The organism is Terrabacter sp. Root85, assembly GCF_001429185.1.
In the GTDB taxonomy this organism is placed as follows: Bacteria; Actinomycetota; Actinomycetes; order Actinomycetales; family Dermatophilaceae; genus Terrabacter.
In genome coordinates, this window is the sequence record NZ_LMIW01000012.1 from 25,387 (window position 1) to 43,456 (window position 18,070).

The window sequence follows — 18,070 nt, forward strand, 5'->3', positions numbered from 1 at the left end:
GCGACAATGAGAGGGTGACCACGATGGAGCGACGCGCCCCCGACGACGTGCTGGTCCACCTGCGCCGCGCTCGCGACCACGCCGACCGGCACTACGCGGAGCCCCTCGATCTCGACGCGCTCGCGGCCGAAGCGAGGCTGTCGAAGTACCACTTCCTCCGGCTCTTCCGCGCGACGTACGGCGTGACGCCGGCCGGCTACGTCTCGCGCCGCCGCATCGAACGCGCCCAGGACCTGCTGCGTGCCACGAACCTCACCGTCACCGAGGTGTGCCACGCCGTCGGCTTCTCGAGCCTCGGCTCGTTCAGCAGCCGGTTCCGCACGGTCGTGGGGCAGAGCCCCAGCGAGTACCAGGCGAGGTACGCCACGACCGGGGCGCCGCACATCCCGGGCTGCGTCCTGTTCATGTGGGGCCTGGTGGAGAGCGCGCCCGCAGGCTCCGCAACCCAGGAGAAGCCCGAGGCGGCGGACCCGTCCTAGCGTGGTCACATGATCACCAACATCTCCATCGTCAGTGTCTTCGTGAAGGACATCGACGAGTCCAAGCGCTTCTACGTCGACGTCCTCGGGTTCGAGGACAAGGACGACATCACCCTCGGCGACGGCTACCGCTGGTGCACGGTCGTGCACCCGAGCCAGCCGGAGCTGCAGGTCAGCCTCGCCATCCCCGGCCCGCCCTTCCCGGACGAGCTCGTCACCGCGATGAAGCGAGCGCAGGACGCCGGCGGGCTCAACGGTCTCGGCCTCACGGTCGACGACTGCGAGCAGACGTATGCCGACCTGTCGGCCAAGGGCGTCGAGTTCCTCCAGCCCCCGTCGGCCCGTCCGTACGGGACCGAGGCGGTGTGCCGCGACAACTCGGGCAACTGGGTCGTGCTCGTGGAGCCCGCCGACCGGACCGTCACCGCGGCCGACTTCGCCTGACGGCGCAGCGCGGTGCGCCGCCCGGTCAGCGGTCGATGACGACCGGGCGGCTCGACCAGGCGCACAGCCGGTCGTAGCCGAGCGACAGGTAGAGCCCTCGAGCGACGGTGTTGTGGGAGTACATCCCGAGGGTGCAGACGCCGGTCTCGGCGACGGCCAGGCGGGTCACGGCGCCGACGATCGTGCGGCCCAGCCCCTGTCCCCGCAGGCGGGTGTCGACGGCGACGGACGACAGGTGCGGCGCGCCGGCCCGGGTGGTGCCCCAGGCGGCCACCGCGCAGAGGGAGCCGTCGAGGTCCTCCACGGCGAACCACCGCTCGCCGGAGCCGGGCTCGGTGTCGGCGGTGGGGGACTGGGCCTCGAGGAAGGCCCGGAGCTCGTCGGCGCGCGCGACGTCGTCGATGACGACCACCCTTTCGTGCGAGGGGTGCTCGTCGGGAGCGGTGGTCGTGTGGAACCACTCCCAGTCGCCGCCGTCCATGACGCGGTAGCGCTCCCGGAGGTGCGGCTCGAGGTGCTGCGGCACGCTGATGGAGAAGGCGCGACGGTCGGGCGAGACGGTCGCCGCGATCTCCGGCAGGTGGTCGAGGAGCGCCGTCACGCCGTCGTCTCCGCCGAGGACGTTGACGGTGCGCCGCACGGTCTTGCGGGTGCGCTGGAAGGCGACGGCGTCGGTCGCGGCCCACCACGTCGCGGCGAGCTCGTCCGTCACCTCCCACCGCACGAAGGGATGGCCGCCGGTCGCGTCCAGCAGGCCGTCGAGTCCGTGCGCCGCGACGACGGTGGTCACTCCGTGATCCCGAAACGGTCGTGGAGGCGACGCATCGGTGCAGGCGCCCACCAGTTCCACCGGCCGAGCACCGTCATCGTCGCGGGCACGAGCAGCATCCGCACGAGGGTCGCGTCGATGACGACGGCCGCGACGAGAGCCACCCCCATCTCCTTGATGATGAGGATGTCGCCGGCGACGAAACCGCCGAAGACGATGACGATGAGCAGGGCGGCCGACGTGATGATGCGGCCGGTGCGCTGGAGGCCCAGCGACACGGCCCGGTCGTTGCCGGCGCCGTGCCGGTGGAACTCGACGATCCGCGAGAGCAGGAACACCTCGTAGTCCATGGACAGGCCGAACCCGAACGCGAGGACGAGGAAGGGGACCATCGACTCGAGGGCTCCCACGGAGGTGAAGCCGAGCAGCCCCTCGAGGTGGCCCTCCTGGAAGATCCACACGACGACGCCGAGGGCGGCACCGAGCGAGATGACGTTGAGCAGCAACGCCTTGACCGGCAGCACGACGGACCCGGTCATGAGGAAGAGCAGGACGAAGGTGCCGAGCACGACGAGCGCGACGGCATACGGGGCGCGGGCCGACATCGAGTCGAGGAAGTCGATCTGTCCGGCGGCCTGGCCCGTCGTCAGCGTCTCGAAGGGGGCGCTCGTCGCGCGGATCGTCGTCACGAGGTCCTGCGCCTCGTCGGAGGTGGGCCGCCCGGCGACGCGGATGTCGACGCGCTGGTCGCCGCTGCCGAGCGGACGGACGACGAGACCCTCGACGCCCGGACGCGAGCGGAACTGCTGGGACCATGCCGTGACGGCGGCGGTGTCGGCCGTGCGGGCCACGACGGTGACCTCCGGGGCGGAAAGGGCCGGGTAGTCGCGGTCGAGCTGCTCGAAGAAGACCCGCTGGGGAGCGTCCTTGGGGAGCAGCTCGGTCCCGGACGACGTCAGCTTCATCGACAGGGTGGGCAGGGCCAGCGTCACGAGCACCACGACGACACCGAGGATGACGGCAACGGGGCGCCGTTGCACGCCGACAGCCAGGCGAGAGAAGAGGCCGACGTCGGACGGCTTCTCGACAGCCTTGCGGGACAGCCGTTTTGCGCCCACCACGCACAGTGCCGGCACGAGCGTGATGGCCACGACCATCGCGACGAGCACGACGCTGACCCCGGCCACGCCGATGGCGCGCATGATCGACGCCTCGAAGATGAGCAGGCCGGCGAGGGCGATGGCGACGGTCAGTCCGGAGAAGAGGACGGTGCGGCCCGCGGTCGCCACCGTGCGCTCGGCCGCGTGGGCGATCTCCGCGCGCGTCGGCACGTCGTGCTCCCGGTGTGCGAGCTCCTCGCGGAAGCGGCTGACGGTGAGCAGGCCGTAGTCGATGGACAGCCCGAGCCCGAGCAGGGTGACGATGTTGACGACGGTCGCGTCGAGCTCGACGACGTGCGAGAAGCCGAAGAGCGACAGCAGCGCACCACCGATCGAGACGACGGCCCCGACGATGGGCATGCCTGCGGCGACGAAGCCGCCGAAGACGAAGAACATGACGACGAAGGTGAGCGGCAGGGCGATGCCTTCGCCCCGCAGCAGGTCCCGCTCGACGGTCGTCGTGATGGCCTCGATGACCTTGCTCGTGCTGCCGACGGAGCCCTGGGCGTGCATGGCCGTGGCGACACCGAGCAGTCGGGCCTCCGCCTGGGTCTCGGCCGCGTCCTGTGCCGCCTTGTCGAGACCCGGCGCGAAGTCGACGACGGTGACGAAGCCGCCCGCGGTCGGCGTGCCGCCCTTGAGCAGGGGAGCCACCGACGGGTCGGTGACGCCGCCCGGCGCGAGCAGCGGCGACCGCACGCTCTTGACCCCGGGGACCTGCGCGACCTCGCGCGTCGCCGCCGTCCCGGCCGCGACCGTCGCGGCGTCAGCGAGGTCGGCACCGGTCACCTGCATCGTCAGCGTCTCGAGCGCCGGCTGGCTCTCGGCGATGACCTCCTGGGCGCGCGACGACTCGGACTCGACGGTCGGCGCACCCGAGTGCAGGCGCTCGAAGAGCGACTCGCCGGTGACCCCACCGACCGCGACGGCGAAGCACGTGATCGCGACGACGGCCCAGGCGACGATCCACGTGCGCGGGTGGCGGGCGATGAGTGCACCGAGGCGAGCCAGACGGGTGCGCGGCGCCGGGCCCGCCGCTGAGGGGTTCTGCACGCGGATAGCCTTCCACAGTGATGTCGAACAGCACGGAGGACCTCTTCGGTGCGGCCTCCGCCGCCGAGCGCGGCGAGCAGCCCGCGTCGGCAGGGGTCGCCCCGCTCGCCGTCCGGATGCGGCCCCGCACCCTCGACGAGGTCCGGGGCCAGGCCAAGGTGCTGCGCCCCGGCAGCCCGCTCCGCCGGCTCATCGAGGGCTCCGGCGGGGCCGCCGGACCGCTGTCCGCGATCCTCTGGGGGCCGCCCGGGACGGGCAAGACGACGCTCGCCCACCTCGTCGCCACCGCGGCGGAGCGCCGCTTCGTCGAGCTCTCGGCCGTCACGGCCGGCGTCAAGGACGTCCGTTCGGTCATGGAGTCGGCCGTGCGCGAGCGCGATCTCTACGCCCGCCAGACGGTGCTCTTCCTCGACGAGATCCACCGCTTCACCAAGGCCCAGCAGGATGCGCTCCTGCCCGGCGTGGAGAACCGGACCGTCATCCTCGTGGCCGCCACGACCGAGAACCCGTCGTTCAGCATCATCGCTCCGCTGCTGTCGCGGTCGGTGCTCGTCACGCTCGAGTCGCTCTCCGACGAGGAGATCGCCGAGCTCCTCGCCGCTGCGCTCACCGACGAGCGGGGATTCGACGGTGCGCACACCATGGCCGCCGACGCCACCGAGCACCTCGTGCGGATCGCCGGCGGCGACGCCCGTCGCGCGCTGACCTCTCTCGAGGCCGCCGCGGGTGTGGCGCTCGACGCGCAGCCGGCCGGTCGCACGTGCGACGACCCCGTCCAGATCACTCTTGCCCACGTCGAGCAGGCCGTCGCCCAGGCAGCCGTCCGCTACGACCGCGCCGGCGACCAGCACTACGACGTCGCGAGCGCCCTCATCAAGTCGATGCGCGGCAGCGACGTCGACGCTGCCCTGCACTACCTGGCGCGGATGCTCGAAGCGGGGGAGGACCCCCGCTTCATCGCCCGCCGCATCGTCATCTCCGCGAGCGAGGACGTCGGCATGGGGGACCCGACCGCCCTGCAGACCGCCGTGGCCGCGATGCACGCGGTGGCGCAGATCGGCATGCCGGAGGCGCGGATCATCCTCGCCCAGGCGGTCGTGCACAACGCCATGGCACCCAAGTCCAACGCGGCATACGTCGGCATCAACGAGGCGATCGCCGACGTACGCGCGGGGCGCGGCGGCGTCGTCCCCGCGCACCTGCGGGGGAGCGGGTACGCCGGGGCCGAGCGCCTCGGCCACGGGAAGGGCTACGTCTACGCCCACGACGAGCCCGACGGGGTCGCCGCGCAGCAGTACCTCCCGGACGACCTCCACGACACCGTCAGCTACTACCGCCCCACGGACCGTGGGTTCGAGGAGCGCCTCCGGGCGCGCTGGGAATGGCTCTCGGGACGTCTGGGGCGCACGCGCGGAGAGTGAGCGGCGGACGTGTCAGCCGGTGCGTGGTCGGGGATTGTTTCGGGCCCGCCGCGCGTGGACGGACATTGTGTCGCGGGACGCGGTACTCGGTAACGATTTGTCATCCATGCACGTCTCGATGCTTGGACAGCGCGAAACTGTGTGGCAGGCTCACGTCGTCCCGGCGGGGGTGGCATCCGGATCAACTGGTGCGCTCCCGAGGGCGGCTCGGGTGACGAATCCCCGGGTCGGATGTGATCCCACAAGGATGGAGACAACGCGTTGAACGCAATGCCGGAGCCCTCAGCAGCAACGCTGATCGAGGAATCCGAGGAGACGTCTTCGACGACCGCCCCTGAGCACCAGGAGGTCCGCACCGGACGTTCTCCCGGCCAGGTGGCCTGGGCCCGGCTCAAGCGGGACAAGGTCGCGATCATCTGCTTCGCCATCATCCTGTTCTTCCTGCTCGTGGCGATCTTCGCCCCGTTCCTCGTCTCGCTCGAGGCGGTCGACCCCATCACCGGCGCGAAGGCCGACCCGAGCACCGTGCACACCGAGCTCGTCGACTTCAACGGTCTGCCGACCGTCGGGGCCAGCTCGGCCCACTGGCTCGGGGTCGAGCCGCGCCTCGGCCGCGACCTCTTCGCCCGCTGGGCCTACGGCGCCCGCCCCTCGCTCATCATCGGCTTCGTCGCGGCCTTCGCGTCGACCGTCGTCGGCGTGGCGCTCGGCCTCATCGGCGGCTACCTCGGTGGCGCCTCGGACAAGGTCATCTCCTGGGTCATCGACTTCTTCCTGTCGCTGCCGATCCTGCTCCTCGTCCTGGCGATCATCCCGATCATGCAGAAGCGCATCGCCGCCGGCGGTGACCTGACCCCCGAGGAGACCTCGACGATCCGCTTCTGGGTCCTCATCGTCATCCTCGTGGTGTTCGGGTGGATGGGTCTGGCCCGACTCGTGCGTGGAGAGGTCAAGAGCCTGCGCGAGCGGGAGTTCGTCCAGGCCGCCCGAGCCATCGGCGTGCCGACCCGCTCGATCCTCTTCCGGGAGATCCTGCCCAACCTCGTCGGCCCGATCATCGTGTCGGCCTCGATCGCCGTGCCGGCCTACATCACCTACGAGGCGACGCTGAGCTACCTCGGTGCCGGTCTCGTCGAGCCCACCGCGTCGTGGGGTCGCACCATCGCCGACGCGCAGAACCTCTTCGCCACGTACCCCCTGTGGCTCTGGCCGTCGGTCATCGGCCTGTCGCTCCTCGTCCTCGCCCTGAGCCTGCTCGGCGACTCGATCCGCGACGCGTTCGACCCCACCAGCCGCCGCTGACCCCACCGGGTCACGGTCATCAGATGTTCTCGGCAAAACGCCGGGACAAGCACAAAGGGAGCAAACAACAATGCGCTGGACCAAAGTCCTGACCGTGGGAGCCGCGGCTTCCCTCGGCTTCGTCGCGGCCTGCGGCGCACCTGCCGCCAACAACGGCGGTGCCGGTGGCACCAACGGCACGGGCGGCAAGGTCGACACCGCCGGTGCCGCCCTCGACCCCAACGCCAAGGGCCCGGCCCCGGAGGTCCCCGGTGCGAAGAAGGGCGGCATCCTCACGGTGCCCTACGCCTCGACGCCCGCCAACATGGACCCGAGCGACCAGTTCTTCCAGGACACGGCCGTCATCTTCTCGCTCACGCACCGCGCCCTGACGACCTACGTCAGCCGTGACGGCAAGCAGGTCCTCGTTCCGGACCTCGCGACCGACCTCGGCAAGGCGTCCGAAGACGGCCTGACGTGGACGTTCACGCTCAAGGACGGCGTCAAGTTCGAGGACGGCACGCCGGTCAAGGCCGCCGACATCGTCTTCGCCGCGAAGCGCTCGTTCGACCCCGACCTCGCGGCGAACGGCCCGACGTACCAGCGCGAGTTCTTCAAGGGTGGCGCCGACTACCAGGGCCCGTACAAGGGCGACAAGAACTGGAAGGGTGTCGAGGCCCCCGACGACAAGACCGTCGTCTTCCACCTCGAGAAGCGCTTCGAGACGCTGCCCTACTTCGTCTCCTTCAACCAGTTCACGCCGATCCCCGAGGCGAAGGACAAGAAGGCCGACTACCAGCTGCACCCGCTCGCCACCGGTCCGTACATGTTCGACAAGTACACCCCGGGCACCGAGCTGGTCCTCAAGCGCAACCCCAACTGGGACCCCGCCACGGACCCGGCGCGTCACAACTACCCCGACGGCTTCCACTTCAAGTGGGGCGTCGACACCATCAAGACGCAGACGGCCATCCTCGCCTCCAACGGTGACGACGCCACGAGCCTCAACTGGGACCCGATCGACTCCTCGCTCATCCCGCAGATCGAGGGCGACAAGAAGGCCCAGTTCGAGGAGGGCCCCTCCTCGTGCGTGCTCATGGTCAACATGGACGCCCGCAAGATCCCGCTCGAGATCCGCAAGGCCATCGCCGTGGCGTGGCCCTTCGACTCGATCCACAAGGCCGGCGGTGAGACCACGCACTCGTTCTCGCCCGCCAGCACGATCATCCCGCCGCAGATCCCCGGCCACCTCGACTACACGGCCGAGGTTGTCCCGGGCGTCAAGATGAACGGCCAGGGCGACGGCAACCCGACGATGGCCAAGGACATGCTTGCCAAGGCCGGCTACGGCCCCGACAAGCCGTTCGAGCTCATCTACTACTACACGAACGACGACGACATCGCCCAGAAGGTCAACCAGGTCCGCAAGCAGAAGCTCGAGGCCGCCGGCTTCAAGGTTCAGGACATCGGTGTCCCCGGAGCCGAGCGTCGCAAGATCGTCAGCGACCCCAAGGGCAAGTACAACATGCTCCAGTCGCCGCGTGGATGGTGCTTCGACTGGCCGTCCGCCGACTCGATCATCCCGCCCACCTTCGGCACGATCGCCCTCTCGGGTGGTAGCACGACGTTCGGCAACTTCTCCGACGCCAAGATCGACGCCGAGATCAAGCGCATCCAGGCCCTCTCCATCACGGAGCAGGGTCCGGAGTGGGGCAAGATGGACAAGTGGCTGACGGAGAACTACCTCCTGGCCATCCCGGACAACAACGACAAGGGCAACTCGGTCTTCGGCACGAAGGTCAAGAACGTCCACAACAACCCGAACAAGGGTATGCCGGACCTCACCGACGTGTGGCTCGACCAGTAAGTCGTCAGTGACAGCGCCCCTCCGGGGGAGCAAGATCTGAACTGACAGCCGTGGTGGGGGTCCGGGTTTCCCGGGCCCCCACCACCGGCGCCCACCTCGTTTGGAAGGCAAAACGTGCTCACGTACATCCTCAGGCGGTTGGCTCTCGCCCTGAGCGTCATCATGGCCACCCTGGTCTCGGCGTTCCTGCTGTTCTTCGCGGGCCCCGCCGACCCGGCCCAGGCCATGTGCCCCGAGACCAAGTGCAACCCCGCACGGCTCGAGGCCATCACCAAGAGCATCGGGCTGGACAAGCCCCTCATCGAGCAGTTCCTCACGTACTTCAAGGGACTCTTCGTCGGCCGCGACTTCGTCTACGCCGGTGACACCGTCCACTGCGGTGCTCCCTGCCTCGGCTTCTCCTTCGTGACGCGTCGTTCCGTCAACGAGGAGCTCTTCACCCGCTTCCCGAACACCGTCGTGCTGGCCCTGATGGCCGCCGTCGTGTTCGTGACCGTGGGCGTGACGCTCGGCATCATCGCGGCGGTCCGCCGCGGTTCCGCGACCGACCGCGGGCTCGTCGGCGCCTCCCAGGTGCTCGGCTCGATCCCGTACTACGTCCTCGCGCTCCTCGTCGCGCTCTACCCGGTCATCCTGTGGAACGTCCTTCCGCAGTACTCCTCGATATCCGCAGGAGTCGGCCCGTACTTCATGGGCATGCTGGCTCCGGCGTTGATCCTCGGGCTCGTCACGGCGTCGTCGTACGTCCGCTACACCCGCAACTCGATGATCGAGACGCTCTCGATGGACTACATCCGTACGGCACGGTCCAAGGGCATCCACGAGCGCACGGTCCTGTTCAAGCACGGCTTCCGCGCCGCGATGAGCCCGATCGCCACGATCCTGGGTCTCGACATCGCCGCGCTGCTGACCGGCACGCTCATCACCGAGCAGATCTTCGGTGTCGACGGCATCGGCCGTCGCGGCCTCGCGGCCCTCAGGTCCTTCGACCTGCCCGTCATCATGGGCACCGTGCTCATCGGAGCCGTCGTCGTCGTGGTCATGAACCTCGTCGTCGACATCGCGTACTCCTTCATCGACCCGCGAGTGAGGCTTTCGTGACCGCGACCGTCAACACCATCTCGACCCAGACCACAGAAGCCCGCAACGCCGGCGACGTCGTCCTCGACGTCAACGACCTCTCGGTGGCCTTCCCCACCGAGGAGGGCGTGGTCAAGGCCGTCTCCAACCTGACCTACCAGGCCCGCCTGGGCCGCACGCTCGCCATCGTCGGCGAGTCCGGCTCCGGCAAGTCGGTCAGCAGCATGGCGGTGCTCGGCCTGCACAACCCCAAGCGCACCCAGATCACCGGCAGCATCAAGCTCGACGGCCTCGAGCTCGTCGGTGCACCGGACTCGACCTTCCAGAAGATCCGCAGCACCAAGGCCGCAATGGTCTTCCAGGACCCGCAGAGCTCGCTCCACCCGTTCCACAAGGTGGGCCGACAGATTGCCGAGGCCTACCAGGCCCACAACAAGGTGAGCAAGCAGGTGGCCCTCAAGCGTGCCGTCGAGATGCTCGACCTCGTCGGCATCCCGAACCCGCAGCGGCGCGCCAACTCCTACCCGCACGAGTTCTCGGGCGGCATGCGCCAGCGCGCGATGATCGCGCTCGGACTCGTCAACAACCCGAAGCTGCTCATCGCCGACGAGCCCACGACGGCTCTCGACGTCACGGTGCAGGCGCAGATCCTCGACCTCGTCAACGACCTCCAGAAGGAGTTCGGCTCGGCGGTCATCCTCATCACGCACGACCTCGCGGTCGTCGCCGAGACGGCCGACGACATCCTCGTGATGTATGCCGGTCGCGGCGTCGAGAAGGGCAGTGCCAAGGAGGTGCTGGCCCAGCCGTCGCACCCCTACACCTACGGCCTGCTCCAGTCGCTGCCCTCGCACTCCGAGGACCTCGAGGAGCTCAAGGCGATCAAGGGCACGCCGCCCAGCCTGCTCAACCTGCCGTCGGGCTGCTCGTTCCACCCGCGCTGCGAGTTCAAGACGCAGGTCGAGGGCGACACCTGCTGGACCCAGCTGCCCGAGTGGCGCCCGACGCCGGGCCTGTCCAACCGTGAGATCCGCTGCCACCTGGCCGACCCCGTGGCCACGCTGCAGCACGACGAGGGAGTCCGATGAGCGACAAGACGCTGCTCAAGGTCACCGACCTCCAGCGCCACTTCCCGTTCCGCGAGGTCCAGGGCCTGCGCATGGTCAAGGCGACGGTCAAGGCCGTCGACGGGATCAGCTTCACGGTCAACGAGGGCCAGACCCTCGGACTCGTGGGAGAGTCCGGCTGCGGCAAGTCGACGACCTCCCGTCTCGTGACGCGGCTCGACGAGCCCACCGGCGGCACCGTCGAGTTCGAGGGGCGCGACATCACGCACCTCAAGGAGCACGAGCTGCGAGACATCCGTCGCAACGTGCAGATGATCTTCCAGGACCCCTACTCCTCGCTCAACCCGAGGCAGACGGTCGGGGCGATCCTCAGCACGCCGCTGCGCGTGCACGGCCTGCACAAGGGCAAGGAGAAGGCTCGCGTGCAGGAGCTGCTCGAGCTCGTCGGCCTCAACCCGGAGCACATCAACCGCTACCCGTCGGAGTTCTCGGGCGGCCAGCGCCAGCGCATCGGCATCGCGCGGGCCCTCGCGGTCGAGCCGAAGCTGATCATCGCCGACGAGCCGGTGTCGGCCCTCGACGTGTCGATCCAGGCGCAGGTGATGAACCTGCTGGCCAAGCTGCGCAACGAGCTCGACCTCGCGTTCATCTTCGTCGCCCACGACCTCGGCGTCGTGCGCCACTTCTGCGACCAGGTCGCGGTCATGTACCTCGGCAAGATCGTCGAGTACGGCGACAAGAAGAAGATCTACGAGGCCCCGGAGCACCCCTACACCCAGGCCCTGCTCTCGGCGGCGCCCGACATCAACGTCGCGCGCGGCATCGCCCCCAAGGAGCGCATCCGCCTCGTCGGCGACGTGCCGAGCCCGATCGACCCGCCGAGCGGCTGCCGTTTCCGCACCCGGTGCTGGAAGGCGCAGGACATCTGCGCCCAGCAGGAGCCGCCGCTCGTCTCGGCGACGGCCGAGGAGTCGACCCGGACCTTCCGCGAGGGCGGCGTCCACCTCCAGGCGTGCCACTTCCCGGAGGTCAAGACCGACCTCGTCGCGGAGGTCGAGCACTCCGCCTGAGCACGGAGTGAGCGCCGAGGGCGCGACGCAGCACGACGTGTGCCGCTGGGCCGGCTCCCGCACGGGGGGTCGGCCCAGCGGCATACCCGGGCAAAGGTGGTGGGACGAGTCTCACGCGGTCCGTTAGGGTTGAACCACCTCGGCGCGAGCGTGCGCCGACGACCGAAGGACGATGACCGTGGCCCACAAGGGACCCAGGCCGACCCGGAGCGGTGGCCTGCAGCCGGCGAGGCGAGCTCCCCGGGGGTCAGCCGCGCCCGAGTGAGGCGCCTCGCTGACCCCGCCCCGCCCGCCCGTCCGCACGCGCGACGGGCTCCCGCAGACCACACCCGTCGACCCCAAGGACTCATCATGGAAACCGCTGAGATCAGGCGTCGTTGGCTCTCGTACTTCGGCAGCCGCGGCCACACCGTCGTGCCGAGCGCCCCGCTCGTGCACGAGGACCCGAACCTGCTGTTCGTCAACGCCGGCATGGTCCCCTTCAAGCCATACTTCCTCGGTCAGGAGACCCCGCAGTTCTCGCGCGCCACGAGCGTGCAGAAGTGCGTGCGGACCCTCGACATCGAGGAGGTCGGCAAGACCACCCGGCACGGCACGTTCTTCCAGATGAACGGCAACTTCAGCTTCGGCGACTACTTCAAGGAAGGCGCCATCGAGCTGGCGTGGGAGCTCATCACCCGCAGCCAGGCCGAGGGTGGCCTCGGGTTCGAGGAGAAGGACCTCTACGCGTCCGTCTACCACGAGGACGACGAGGCGATCGCGCTCTGGAAGAAGATCGCGGGCCTCTCCGACGACCGCATCGTGCGCCTCGGGCGCAAGGACAACTACTGGAACATGGGCGTCGCCGGTCCTGGCGGCCCGTGCTCCGAGATCCTGCTCGACCGCGGCCGCGAGTTCGGCGCCGACGGCGACTGGGAGGCGGGCGACCGCTACCTCGAGTTCTGGAACCTCGTGTTCATGCAGTACGAGCTCGAGAACGTCCGGTCGAAGGAGGACTTCGACATCGCGGGCGAGCTGCCCAAGCGCAACATCGACACCGGCATGGGGCTAGAGCGCGTCGCGTTCCTGCTCCAGGGCGTCGACAACATCTACGAGACCGACGAGGTCTTCCCGGTCATCGCCGCCGCGGAGGACCTCACGGGCCGTCGCTACGGCGCCGACCACGAGGACGACGTGCGCTTCCGCGTCGTCGCCGACCACGTGCGCAGCTCGCTCATGCTCATCGGTGACGGCGTCACACCCGGCAACGAGGGCCGCGGCTACGTCCTGCGCCGACTGTTGCGCCGTGCGGTCCGCTCGATGCGCCTGCTCGGCGTCGACGCGCCGACCCTCGAGCAGCTGCTGCCGGTCAGCATGGATCGGATGAAGGCCTCCTACCCGGAGCTCGAGACCGACTTCCACCGGATCAGCCAGGTCGCGTACGCCGAGGAGGACGCCTTCCGGCGCACCCTGAGCTCGGGCACGACGATCCTCGACACGGCGGTGGCGCGGGCCAAGTCGTCCGGTGCGACGACCCTCGGCGGGGCTGAGGCGTTCGCGCTGCACGACACCTACGGCTTCCCGATCGACCTGACGCTCGAGATGGCCGCGGAGCAGGGGCTGCAGGTCGACGAGCCCGGCTTCCGCCGGCTCATGGGCGAGCAGCGCGACCGGGCCAAGGCCGATGCGCGGGCGAAGAAGTCGGCGCACGGTGACACGAGCGTCTACCGGCAGCTGTCCGACACCCTCGGGCGTGACGTCGAGTTCACCGGCTACGACCAGACGCTGACCGACACCCGCATCCGGGGGCTGATCCGCGACGGCGCCGTCGTCGACCGGGTCGGTCCCGGCGACGAGATCGAGGTCGTGCTCGACCGTACGCCGCTCTACGCGGAGTCCGGTGGTCAGCAGGCCGACCACGGGCACATCCGCCTCGCGAACGGTGCCCTCATCGAGGTCACCGACGTCCAGCGACCCATCACCGGCCTCGTCGTGCACCGCGCGACGGTGCTCGAGGGCGAGGCCGGCCTGGGCGAGGACGCCGAGGCCGAGGTGGACGTCGTGCGCCGCCGGTCGATCTCGCGCGCCCACACGGCGACCCACATGGTGCACCAGGCCCTGCGCGACGAGCTCGGTGACACGGCGACGCAGGCCGGGTCCGAGAACTCCCCGGGCCGCCTGCGTTTCGACTTCAAGTCGCTCCAGGCCCCCCCGGCCGCGGCGATGGGTGAGATCGAGGCGCGGATCAACGCCGTGCTGCTCGACGACCTGCCCGTCACGGCGGACGTCATGAACATCGACGCGGCGAAGAAGCTCGGCGCCATGGCGCTCTTCGGCGAGAAGTACGGCGAACGGGTCCGGGTCGTCTCGATCGGCGAGTGGTCGCGTGAGCTGTGTGTCGGCACGCACACGCCTCGCGTCGGCCAGATCGGTGTCGTCAAGCTGCTCGGCGAGAGCTCGATCGGTTCCGGCGTGCGACGCGTCGAGGCGCTCGTGGGTGCCGACGCGTACTCCCACCTGGCCCGCGAGGCCACGATCGTCAGCCAGCTGACCGACACGCTCGGGGTCCGCCGGGACGAGCTCCCCGACCGCATCGCGACGATCCTCGGACGGCTGCGCGACGCCGAGAAGGAGATCGCCGCCGTGCGCCAGAGCCAGGTGCTCGGGGCTGCGTCCGGTCTCGTCCAGTCGGCTCGCGACATCGCCGGCGTGACGTTCGTCAGCCACGACGCGGGTGACGGGGTCACCGGCGACGACCTGCGCAAGCTCGTCACCGACGTGCGGGGCCGCCTCGGCAACGACCGGCCGGTGCTCGTGTCGATGGCCTCCGTGGCGAACGGTCGTCCCGTCGTCATCGTCGCGACGAACGAGCGCGCCCGGGAGGCCGGGCTCAAGGCCGGGGCCTTCGTCAAGTCGGCCGCTCAGGCGCTCGGCGGCGGTGGCGGCGGCAAGGACGACCTGGCCCAGGGCGGAGGCACCGACGCGACCCGTGTCTCGGTGGCTCTCGGCACCGTCGAGGACCAGCTCCGAAACCGGAGCGCGTGACTTGACCGACCCCCGCACCCGTCCCGGGGCACGCGTCGGCGTCGACGTGGGCAATGCCCGCGTCGGCGTCGCCGCGTCGGACGCCTCGGGAGTGCTCGCCCACCCGGTGCGCACGCTGCCCCGCGACGTCGCGTCCGACAGCGACGTCGAGGCCATCGTCGCCCTGACTCGGGAGCTGGAGGCGATCGAGGTCGTCGTCGGCCTGCCGCGGCTGCTGTCGGGCGACGAGGGCGAGGCCGCCCGCATCGCGCGCGACTATGCCGGTCGGCTCGCGGCCCGTCTGGGTACGGTGGGGGTGCGGATGGTCGATGAACGCTTGACCACCGTGGACGCGCACCGCAGACTACGCGACAGCGGCGTCCCGGGTCGGGGGCAACGGGCCGTCGTCGACCAGGCCGCTGCGGTGCTCATCCTGCAGTCGGCCCTCGACACCGAAGCGCTGTCGGGCAGGCCGCCCGGAGAGACCGTCACCCCGGGGGGCAAACGGAAGAAGGAACGTCGCCGATGAAGGACCATCTCGAGACATCCATCTTCGGCGACCACGAGGAGACCGTCGAGCACGTCGAGGAGACGCACGCCGCGCCCCCGATGAGCCGACGCGAGATGCGCGAGCAGGAGCTCGCCGCTCGCAAGCGCAGCAGCCGTCGCGGCGGCAAGGGCGGCTCCTCCGGTGCGCCGAAGGGAAGGCCGTCCGTCTTCCGGCGACTCGTCGTCATCGTGCTCGCCCTCGCCGTCATCGGTGGCGGCGTGGCCGTCGCCTACAAGGCGCTCAAGCCCGTCGTCGAGGGCTTCCTCGAGTCCAACGACTACCCGGGGCCAGGCACGGGCGAGATCCGCGTGACCGTCGACCAGGGTGCGGGCGGCAGCGCGATCGCCAAGACCCTCGCCGAGCAGGACGTCGTCAAGTCGAGCAAGGCCTTCATCGAGGCCGCCAACAACGACCCGAAGAGCGCAGGCATCCAGCCGGGCGTCTACGAGATGAAGAAGCAGATGAAGGCGTCCGACGCCCTCTCGATCCTCGTCGACCCGAAGAACCGCCTCGTCACCCGCGTCACCATCCCCGAGGGGCTCTGGGCGACCGAGATCTACGCCAAGCTCTCCGCGTCGTCGGGCATCCCGGTGGCGCAGTACACCGCCGCGGCCAAGAAGGTCGACGAGCTCGGACTGCCGCCGTCGGCCAAGGGCAACCTCGAGGGTTACCTCTTCCCGGCGAGCTACGAGTTCGGCCCGACGGCCACGGCGCTCGACCAGCTCAAGCAGATGGTCGCCGAGTCGACGAAGCGTCTGGACGCACTCGGCATCACACCCGACCGGATGGAGCGTGTCGTCACGGTCGCGAGCCTCGTCGAGGGTGAGGCCCAGCTCGACTCCGACCGCCCCAAGGTCGCCCGAGTCGTCGAGAACCGTCTCGCGGCCAAGATGTCGCTCGGTTTCGACTCGACGGTCAACTACATCTTCAAGAAGCGCGGCGTGCCGACGCAGGAGATGCTCGACAGCAACAACCCCTACAACACGCGCCGGTTCACGGGCCTGCCTCCCGGCCCGATCTCCAACCCCGGCGAGAGCGCCCTCGAGGCAGCCGCCAGCCCGGTGGCCGGACCGTGGCTCTACTTCGTGACGGTCAACCTCGACACCGGCGAGACGAAGTTCGCCGCGACGTACGAGGAGCACCAGCGCAACGTGGCCCAGTTCCAGAAGTGGTGCACCGACAACAAGGGCAAGTGCTGAGCGAGGGGCGCGGCGTCGCCCGACACTGTGCGGTGTGGGGCAGCCCGATCGGGCACTCGCTCTCGCCCGTGCTGCACCGGGCGGCGTATGCGGCCCTGGCCCTGCACCACTGGTCCTACGAGCGGCGCGAGGTCGACGAGGCCAGCTTCGCCGACGCCTTCGCGGGGCTCGACGAGACCTGGGTCGGCCTGTCGCTGACGATGCCGCTCAAGGAGGTCGCGCTGCGCGCTGCGACGACGGTGACGCGGGTCGCGGCGGTCACGGGTGCCGCCAACACCCTCGTGCGCGACGCAGACGACTCGTCCGGTTGGACGGCGCACAACACCGACGTCCACGGCCTCACGACGGCGCTGCGCCTCGCCGGGTGCACCGACCCCACGAGCCTGCTGGTCATCGGGTCGGGCGCCACCGCCCGCTCGGCGATCGCGACGCTGGCACCCGGCGGGCGCGTCGTCCTCATGGTCCGGCACCGGGTCCGCCCCGAGACGCTGGCACAGGCCGAGGCCGCCGGACTGACCGTCGAGACCGTCGGACTGGGGGAGTGGGCCGCAGGGGCCGAGGTCGACGCCGTCGTCAGCACCGTCCCACCTGCGTCGGTGCCCGACCTCGACGGCTTCCCCGTCGCGACCCACCGAGACCACCGCCCCGTCGTCCTCGACGCCGTCTACGGCTCGGGCGAGACGCGCCTCCAGCGCACAGCCCGTGAGCGTGGCTGGAGCGTCGCCGAGGGCACCGACATGCTCCTGCACCAGGCCACCGAGCAGGTGCGCCTCATGACGGGTCACGACGCACCGCTCGGCGCCATGGCGGACGCCCTCCGGGTGGCGCTGCGCGATCGGCGTGACGAGCCGTGATCCCACCGATGACGTGGGCCGAGGCCCCCGGTGCGCCGTGGTGGTTCGTCCTGGCGCTCGCCGTCGCCGGTGCGCTCGTCGGAGTGGTGCTCCGTCGCCGCGTCGCGACGGGTGGCTACCGGCTCGACGACGAGACGGGGCCGCTGCCGCGGGTGCCCTCGGTGGTCGTCCCCGTCGCGCTCGCCCTGCTCTGGGGGCTGCTCGGCTGGCGTTTCGGTCCGCTGTCGGACTGGGCGCTGACGCCGGCCTACCTCGCGTTCGCCTTCGTCGCGGTCGCCCTCGCCTGGATCGACGCCGACGTGCACCGCCTCCCGCGCGGACTGACGCGGCCGGCATACCCCCTGCTCGTCGCCCAGCTCGCGCTGGCGTCCCTCGCCTCGGGCGACTGGGAGGCGCTGCGGCGGGCGGCGATCGCCGGTGCCGTCCTCTGGACGATCTACTTCGTCCTCGCCCTCGTGGCCGCGCTGCTCGGCAGCGGCTTCGGCTACGGCGACGTGACGCTCGCCGGGCTCGTCGGTCTCGCGACGGGCTACGTGAGCGTGTCGACGACCCTGGTCGCGTCGTACGCCGCGTTCATCCTCGCGGGGGTCTACGGGCTCGTGCGGCTCGTCCTCCGGCGCGGCACCCGCAAGGACGACATCGCCTTCGGCCCGTGGATGCTGCTCGGCCTGCTCATCTCGCTCCTCGTCCAGGTGCGCCCGCTCGTCTGACCGACCCGAACCCGACGGAGCCGGCCCCGGCCCGCGGTCCCGCGGAGCGGGCGGGTCGGGGGC

15 protein-coding genes are annotated in these 18,070 nt (G+C 70.2%); 13 read left to right on the forward strand and 2 right to left on the reverse strand.

Annotation, left to right across the window (positions count from 1 at the left end; genetic code table 11):
* Window positions 1-23: 23 nt before the first annotated feature.
* Window positions 24-479 carry a helix-turn-helix domain-containing protein gene (locus ASE25_RS17975; RefSeq protein ID WP_056826921.1) on the forward strand — a complete coding sequence of 152 codons (456 nt, stop codon included), beginning with the start codon at window positions 24-26 and terminating at the stop codon, window positions 477-479.
* A 9-nt stretch (window positions 480-488) separates the two neighbouring features.
* Window positions 489-923 carry a VOC family protein gene (locus ASE25_RS17980; RefSeq protein WP_056776409.1) on the forward strand — a complete coding sequence of 145 codons (435 nt, stop codon included), beginning with the start codon at window positions 489-491 and terminating at the stop codon, window positions 921-923.
* 25 nt (window positions 924-948) lie between these two features.
* Here ASE25_RS17980 and ASE25_RS17985 read toward each other — a convergent pair whose 3' ends face one another.
* Window positions 949-1,713: a GNAT family N-acetyltransferase gene (locus ASE25_RS17985; protein ID WP_056826922.1), complete on the reverse strand. Its 765-nt coding sequence runs from the start codon at window positions 1,711-1,713 to the stop codon at window positions 949-951.
* Window positions 1,710-3,905: an MMPL family transporter gene (locus ASE25_RS17990; protein ID WP_056776417.1), complete on the reverse strand. Its 2,196-nt coding sequence runs from the start codon at window positions 3,903-3,905 to the stop codon at window positions 1,710-1,712. The genes ASE25_RS17985 and ASE25_RS17990 overlap by 4 nt, the downstream gene beginning before the upstream one ends.
* 20 nt (window positions 3,906-3,925) lie before the next feature.
* Here ASE25_RS17990 and ASE25_RS17995 point away from each other — a divergent pair, with 20 nt between their 5' ends.
* The 11 genes from ASE25_RS17995 (at window position 3,926) to ASE25_RS18045 (ending at window position 18,007) form a co-directional block, all read left to right on the forward strand.
* Window positions 3,926-5,326 (forward strand): replication-associated recombination protein A, encoded by a 1,401-nt coding sequence (locus ASE25_RS17995; protein ID WP_056826923.1) that lies wholly within the window; start codon window positions 3,926-3,928, stop codon window positions 5,324-5,326.
* Between the two features lie 270 nt (window positions 5,327-5,596).
* Window positions 5,597-6,628 carry an ABC transporter permease gene (locus tag ASE25_RS18000; protein WP_056776422.1) on the forward strand — a complete coding sequence of 344 codons (1,032 nt, stop codon included), beginning with the start codon at window positions 5,597-5,599 and terminating at the stop codon, window positions 6,626-6,628.
* Window positions 6,629-6,698: 70 nt separating this feature from the next.
* On the forward strand, window positions 6,699-8,474 hold the full coding sequence (locus ASE25_RS18005) for an ABC transporter substrate-binding protein (RefSeq protein WP_056776426.1): 1,776 nt from the start codon (window positions 6,699-6,701) through the stop codon (window positions 8,472-8,474).
* A gap of 114 nt (window positions 8,475-8,588) precedes the next feature.
* Window positions 8,589-9,575: an ABC transporter permease gene (locus ASE25_RS18010; RefSeq protein WP_235508745.1), complete on the forward strand. Its 987-nt coding sequence runs from the start codon at window positions 8,589-8,591 to the stop codon at window positions 9,573-9,575.
* Window positions 9,572-10,642: an ABC transporter ATP-binding protein gene (locus tag ASE25_RS18015; RefSeq protein ID WP_056776428.1), complete on the forward strand. Its 1,071-nt coding sequence runs from the start codon at window positions 9,572-9,574 to the stop codon at window positions 10,640-10,642. The genes ASE25_RS18010 and ASE25_RS18015 overlap by 4 nt, the downstream gene beginning before the upstream one ends.
* Window positions 10,639-11,691, forward strand: coding sequence for an ABC transporter ATP-binding protein (locus ASE25_RS18020; protein ID WP_056776430.1), 1,053 nt, complete (start codon window positions 10,639-10,641; stop codon window positions 11,689-11,691). Before ASE25_RS18015 ends, ASE25_RS18020 begins: the two co-directional genes overlap by 4 nt.
* A gap of 351 nt (window positions 11,692-12,042) precedes the next feature.
* Window positions 12,043-14,715, forward strand: coding sequence for an alanine--tRNA ligase (gene alaS / locus ASE25_RS18025; protein WP_056776432.1), 2,673 nt, complete (start codon window positions 12,043-12,045; stop codon window positions 14,713-14,715).
* 1 nt (window position 14,716) lies between these two features.
* Window positions 14,717-15,223, forward strand: coding sequence for a Holliday junction resolvase RuvX (gene ruvX, locus ASE25_RS18030; RefSeq protein WP_056776437.1), 507 nt, complete (start codon window positions 14,717-14,719; stop codon window positions 15,221-15,223).
* A complete protein-coding gene (gene mltG, locus ASE25_RS18035) occupies window positions 15,220-16,443 on the forward strand; it encodes an endolytic transglycosylase MltG (protein ID WP_056776440.1) in 1,224 nt (407 codons plus the stop codon). Before ruvX ends, mltG begins: the two co-directional genes overlap by 4 nt.
* Window positions 16,437-17,297 (forward strand): shikimate dehydrogenase, encoded by an 861-nt coding sequence (locus tag ASE25_RS18040; protein ID WP_056826924.1) that lies wholly within the window; start codon window positions 16,437-16,439, stop codon window positions 17,295-17,297. The genes mltG and ASE25_RS18040 overlap by 7 nt, the downstream gene beginning before the upstream one ends.
* Before the next feature lie 8 nt (window positions 17,298-17,305).
* Window positions 17,306-18,007 carry a prepilin peptidase gene (locus ASE25_RS18045; RefSeq protein WP_056826925.1) on the forward strand — a complete coding sequence of 234 codons (702 nt, stop codon included), beginning with the start codon at window positions 17,306-17,308 and terminating at the stop codon, window positions 18,005-18,007.
* Window positions 18,008-18,070: the final 63 nt, after the last annotated feature.

Bases quoted from the DNA above. Each gene is read 5' to 3' on its own strand.
- ASE25_RS17995 (WP_056826923.1), top strand. From the start codon at position 3,926: ATGTCGAACAGCACGGAGGACCTCTTCGGTGCGGCCTCCGCCGCCGAG.
- mltG (WP_056776440.1), top strand. From the start codon at position 15,220: ATGAAGGACCATCTCGAGACATCCATCTTCGGCGACCACGAGGAGACC.
- ASE25_RS18000 (WP_056776422.1), top strand. From the start codon at position 5,597: ATGCCGGAGCCCTCAGCAGCAACGCTGATCGAGGAATCCGAGGAGACG.
- ASE25_RS18005 (WP_056776426.1), top strand. From the start codon at position 6,699: ATGCGCTGGACCAAAGTCCTGACCGTGGGAGCCGCGGCTTCCCTCGGC.
- ASE25_RS18020 (WP_056776430.1), top strand. From the start codon at position 10,639: ATGAGCGACAAGACGCTGCTCAAGGTCACCGACCTCCAGCGCCACTTC.
- ASE25_RS18045 (WP_056826925.1), top strand. From the start codon at position 17,306: ATGACGTGGGCCGAGGCCCCCGGTGCGCCGTGGTGGTTCGTCCTGGCG.
- ASE25_RS17980 (WP_056776409.1), top strand. From the start codon at position 489: ATGATCACCAACATCTCCATCGTCAGTGTCTTCGTGAAGGACATCGAC.
- alaS (WP_056776432.1), top strand. From the start codon at position 12,043: ATGGAAACCGCTGAGATCAGGCGTCGTTGGCTCTCGTACTTCGGCAGC.
- ASE25_RS17975 (WP_056826921.1), top strand. From the start codon at position 24: ATGGAGCGACGCGCCCCCGACGACGTGCTGGTCCACCTGCGCCGCGCT.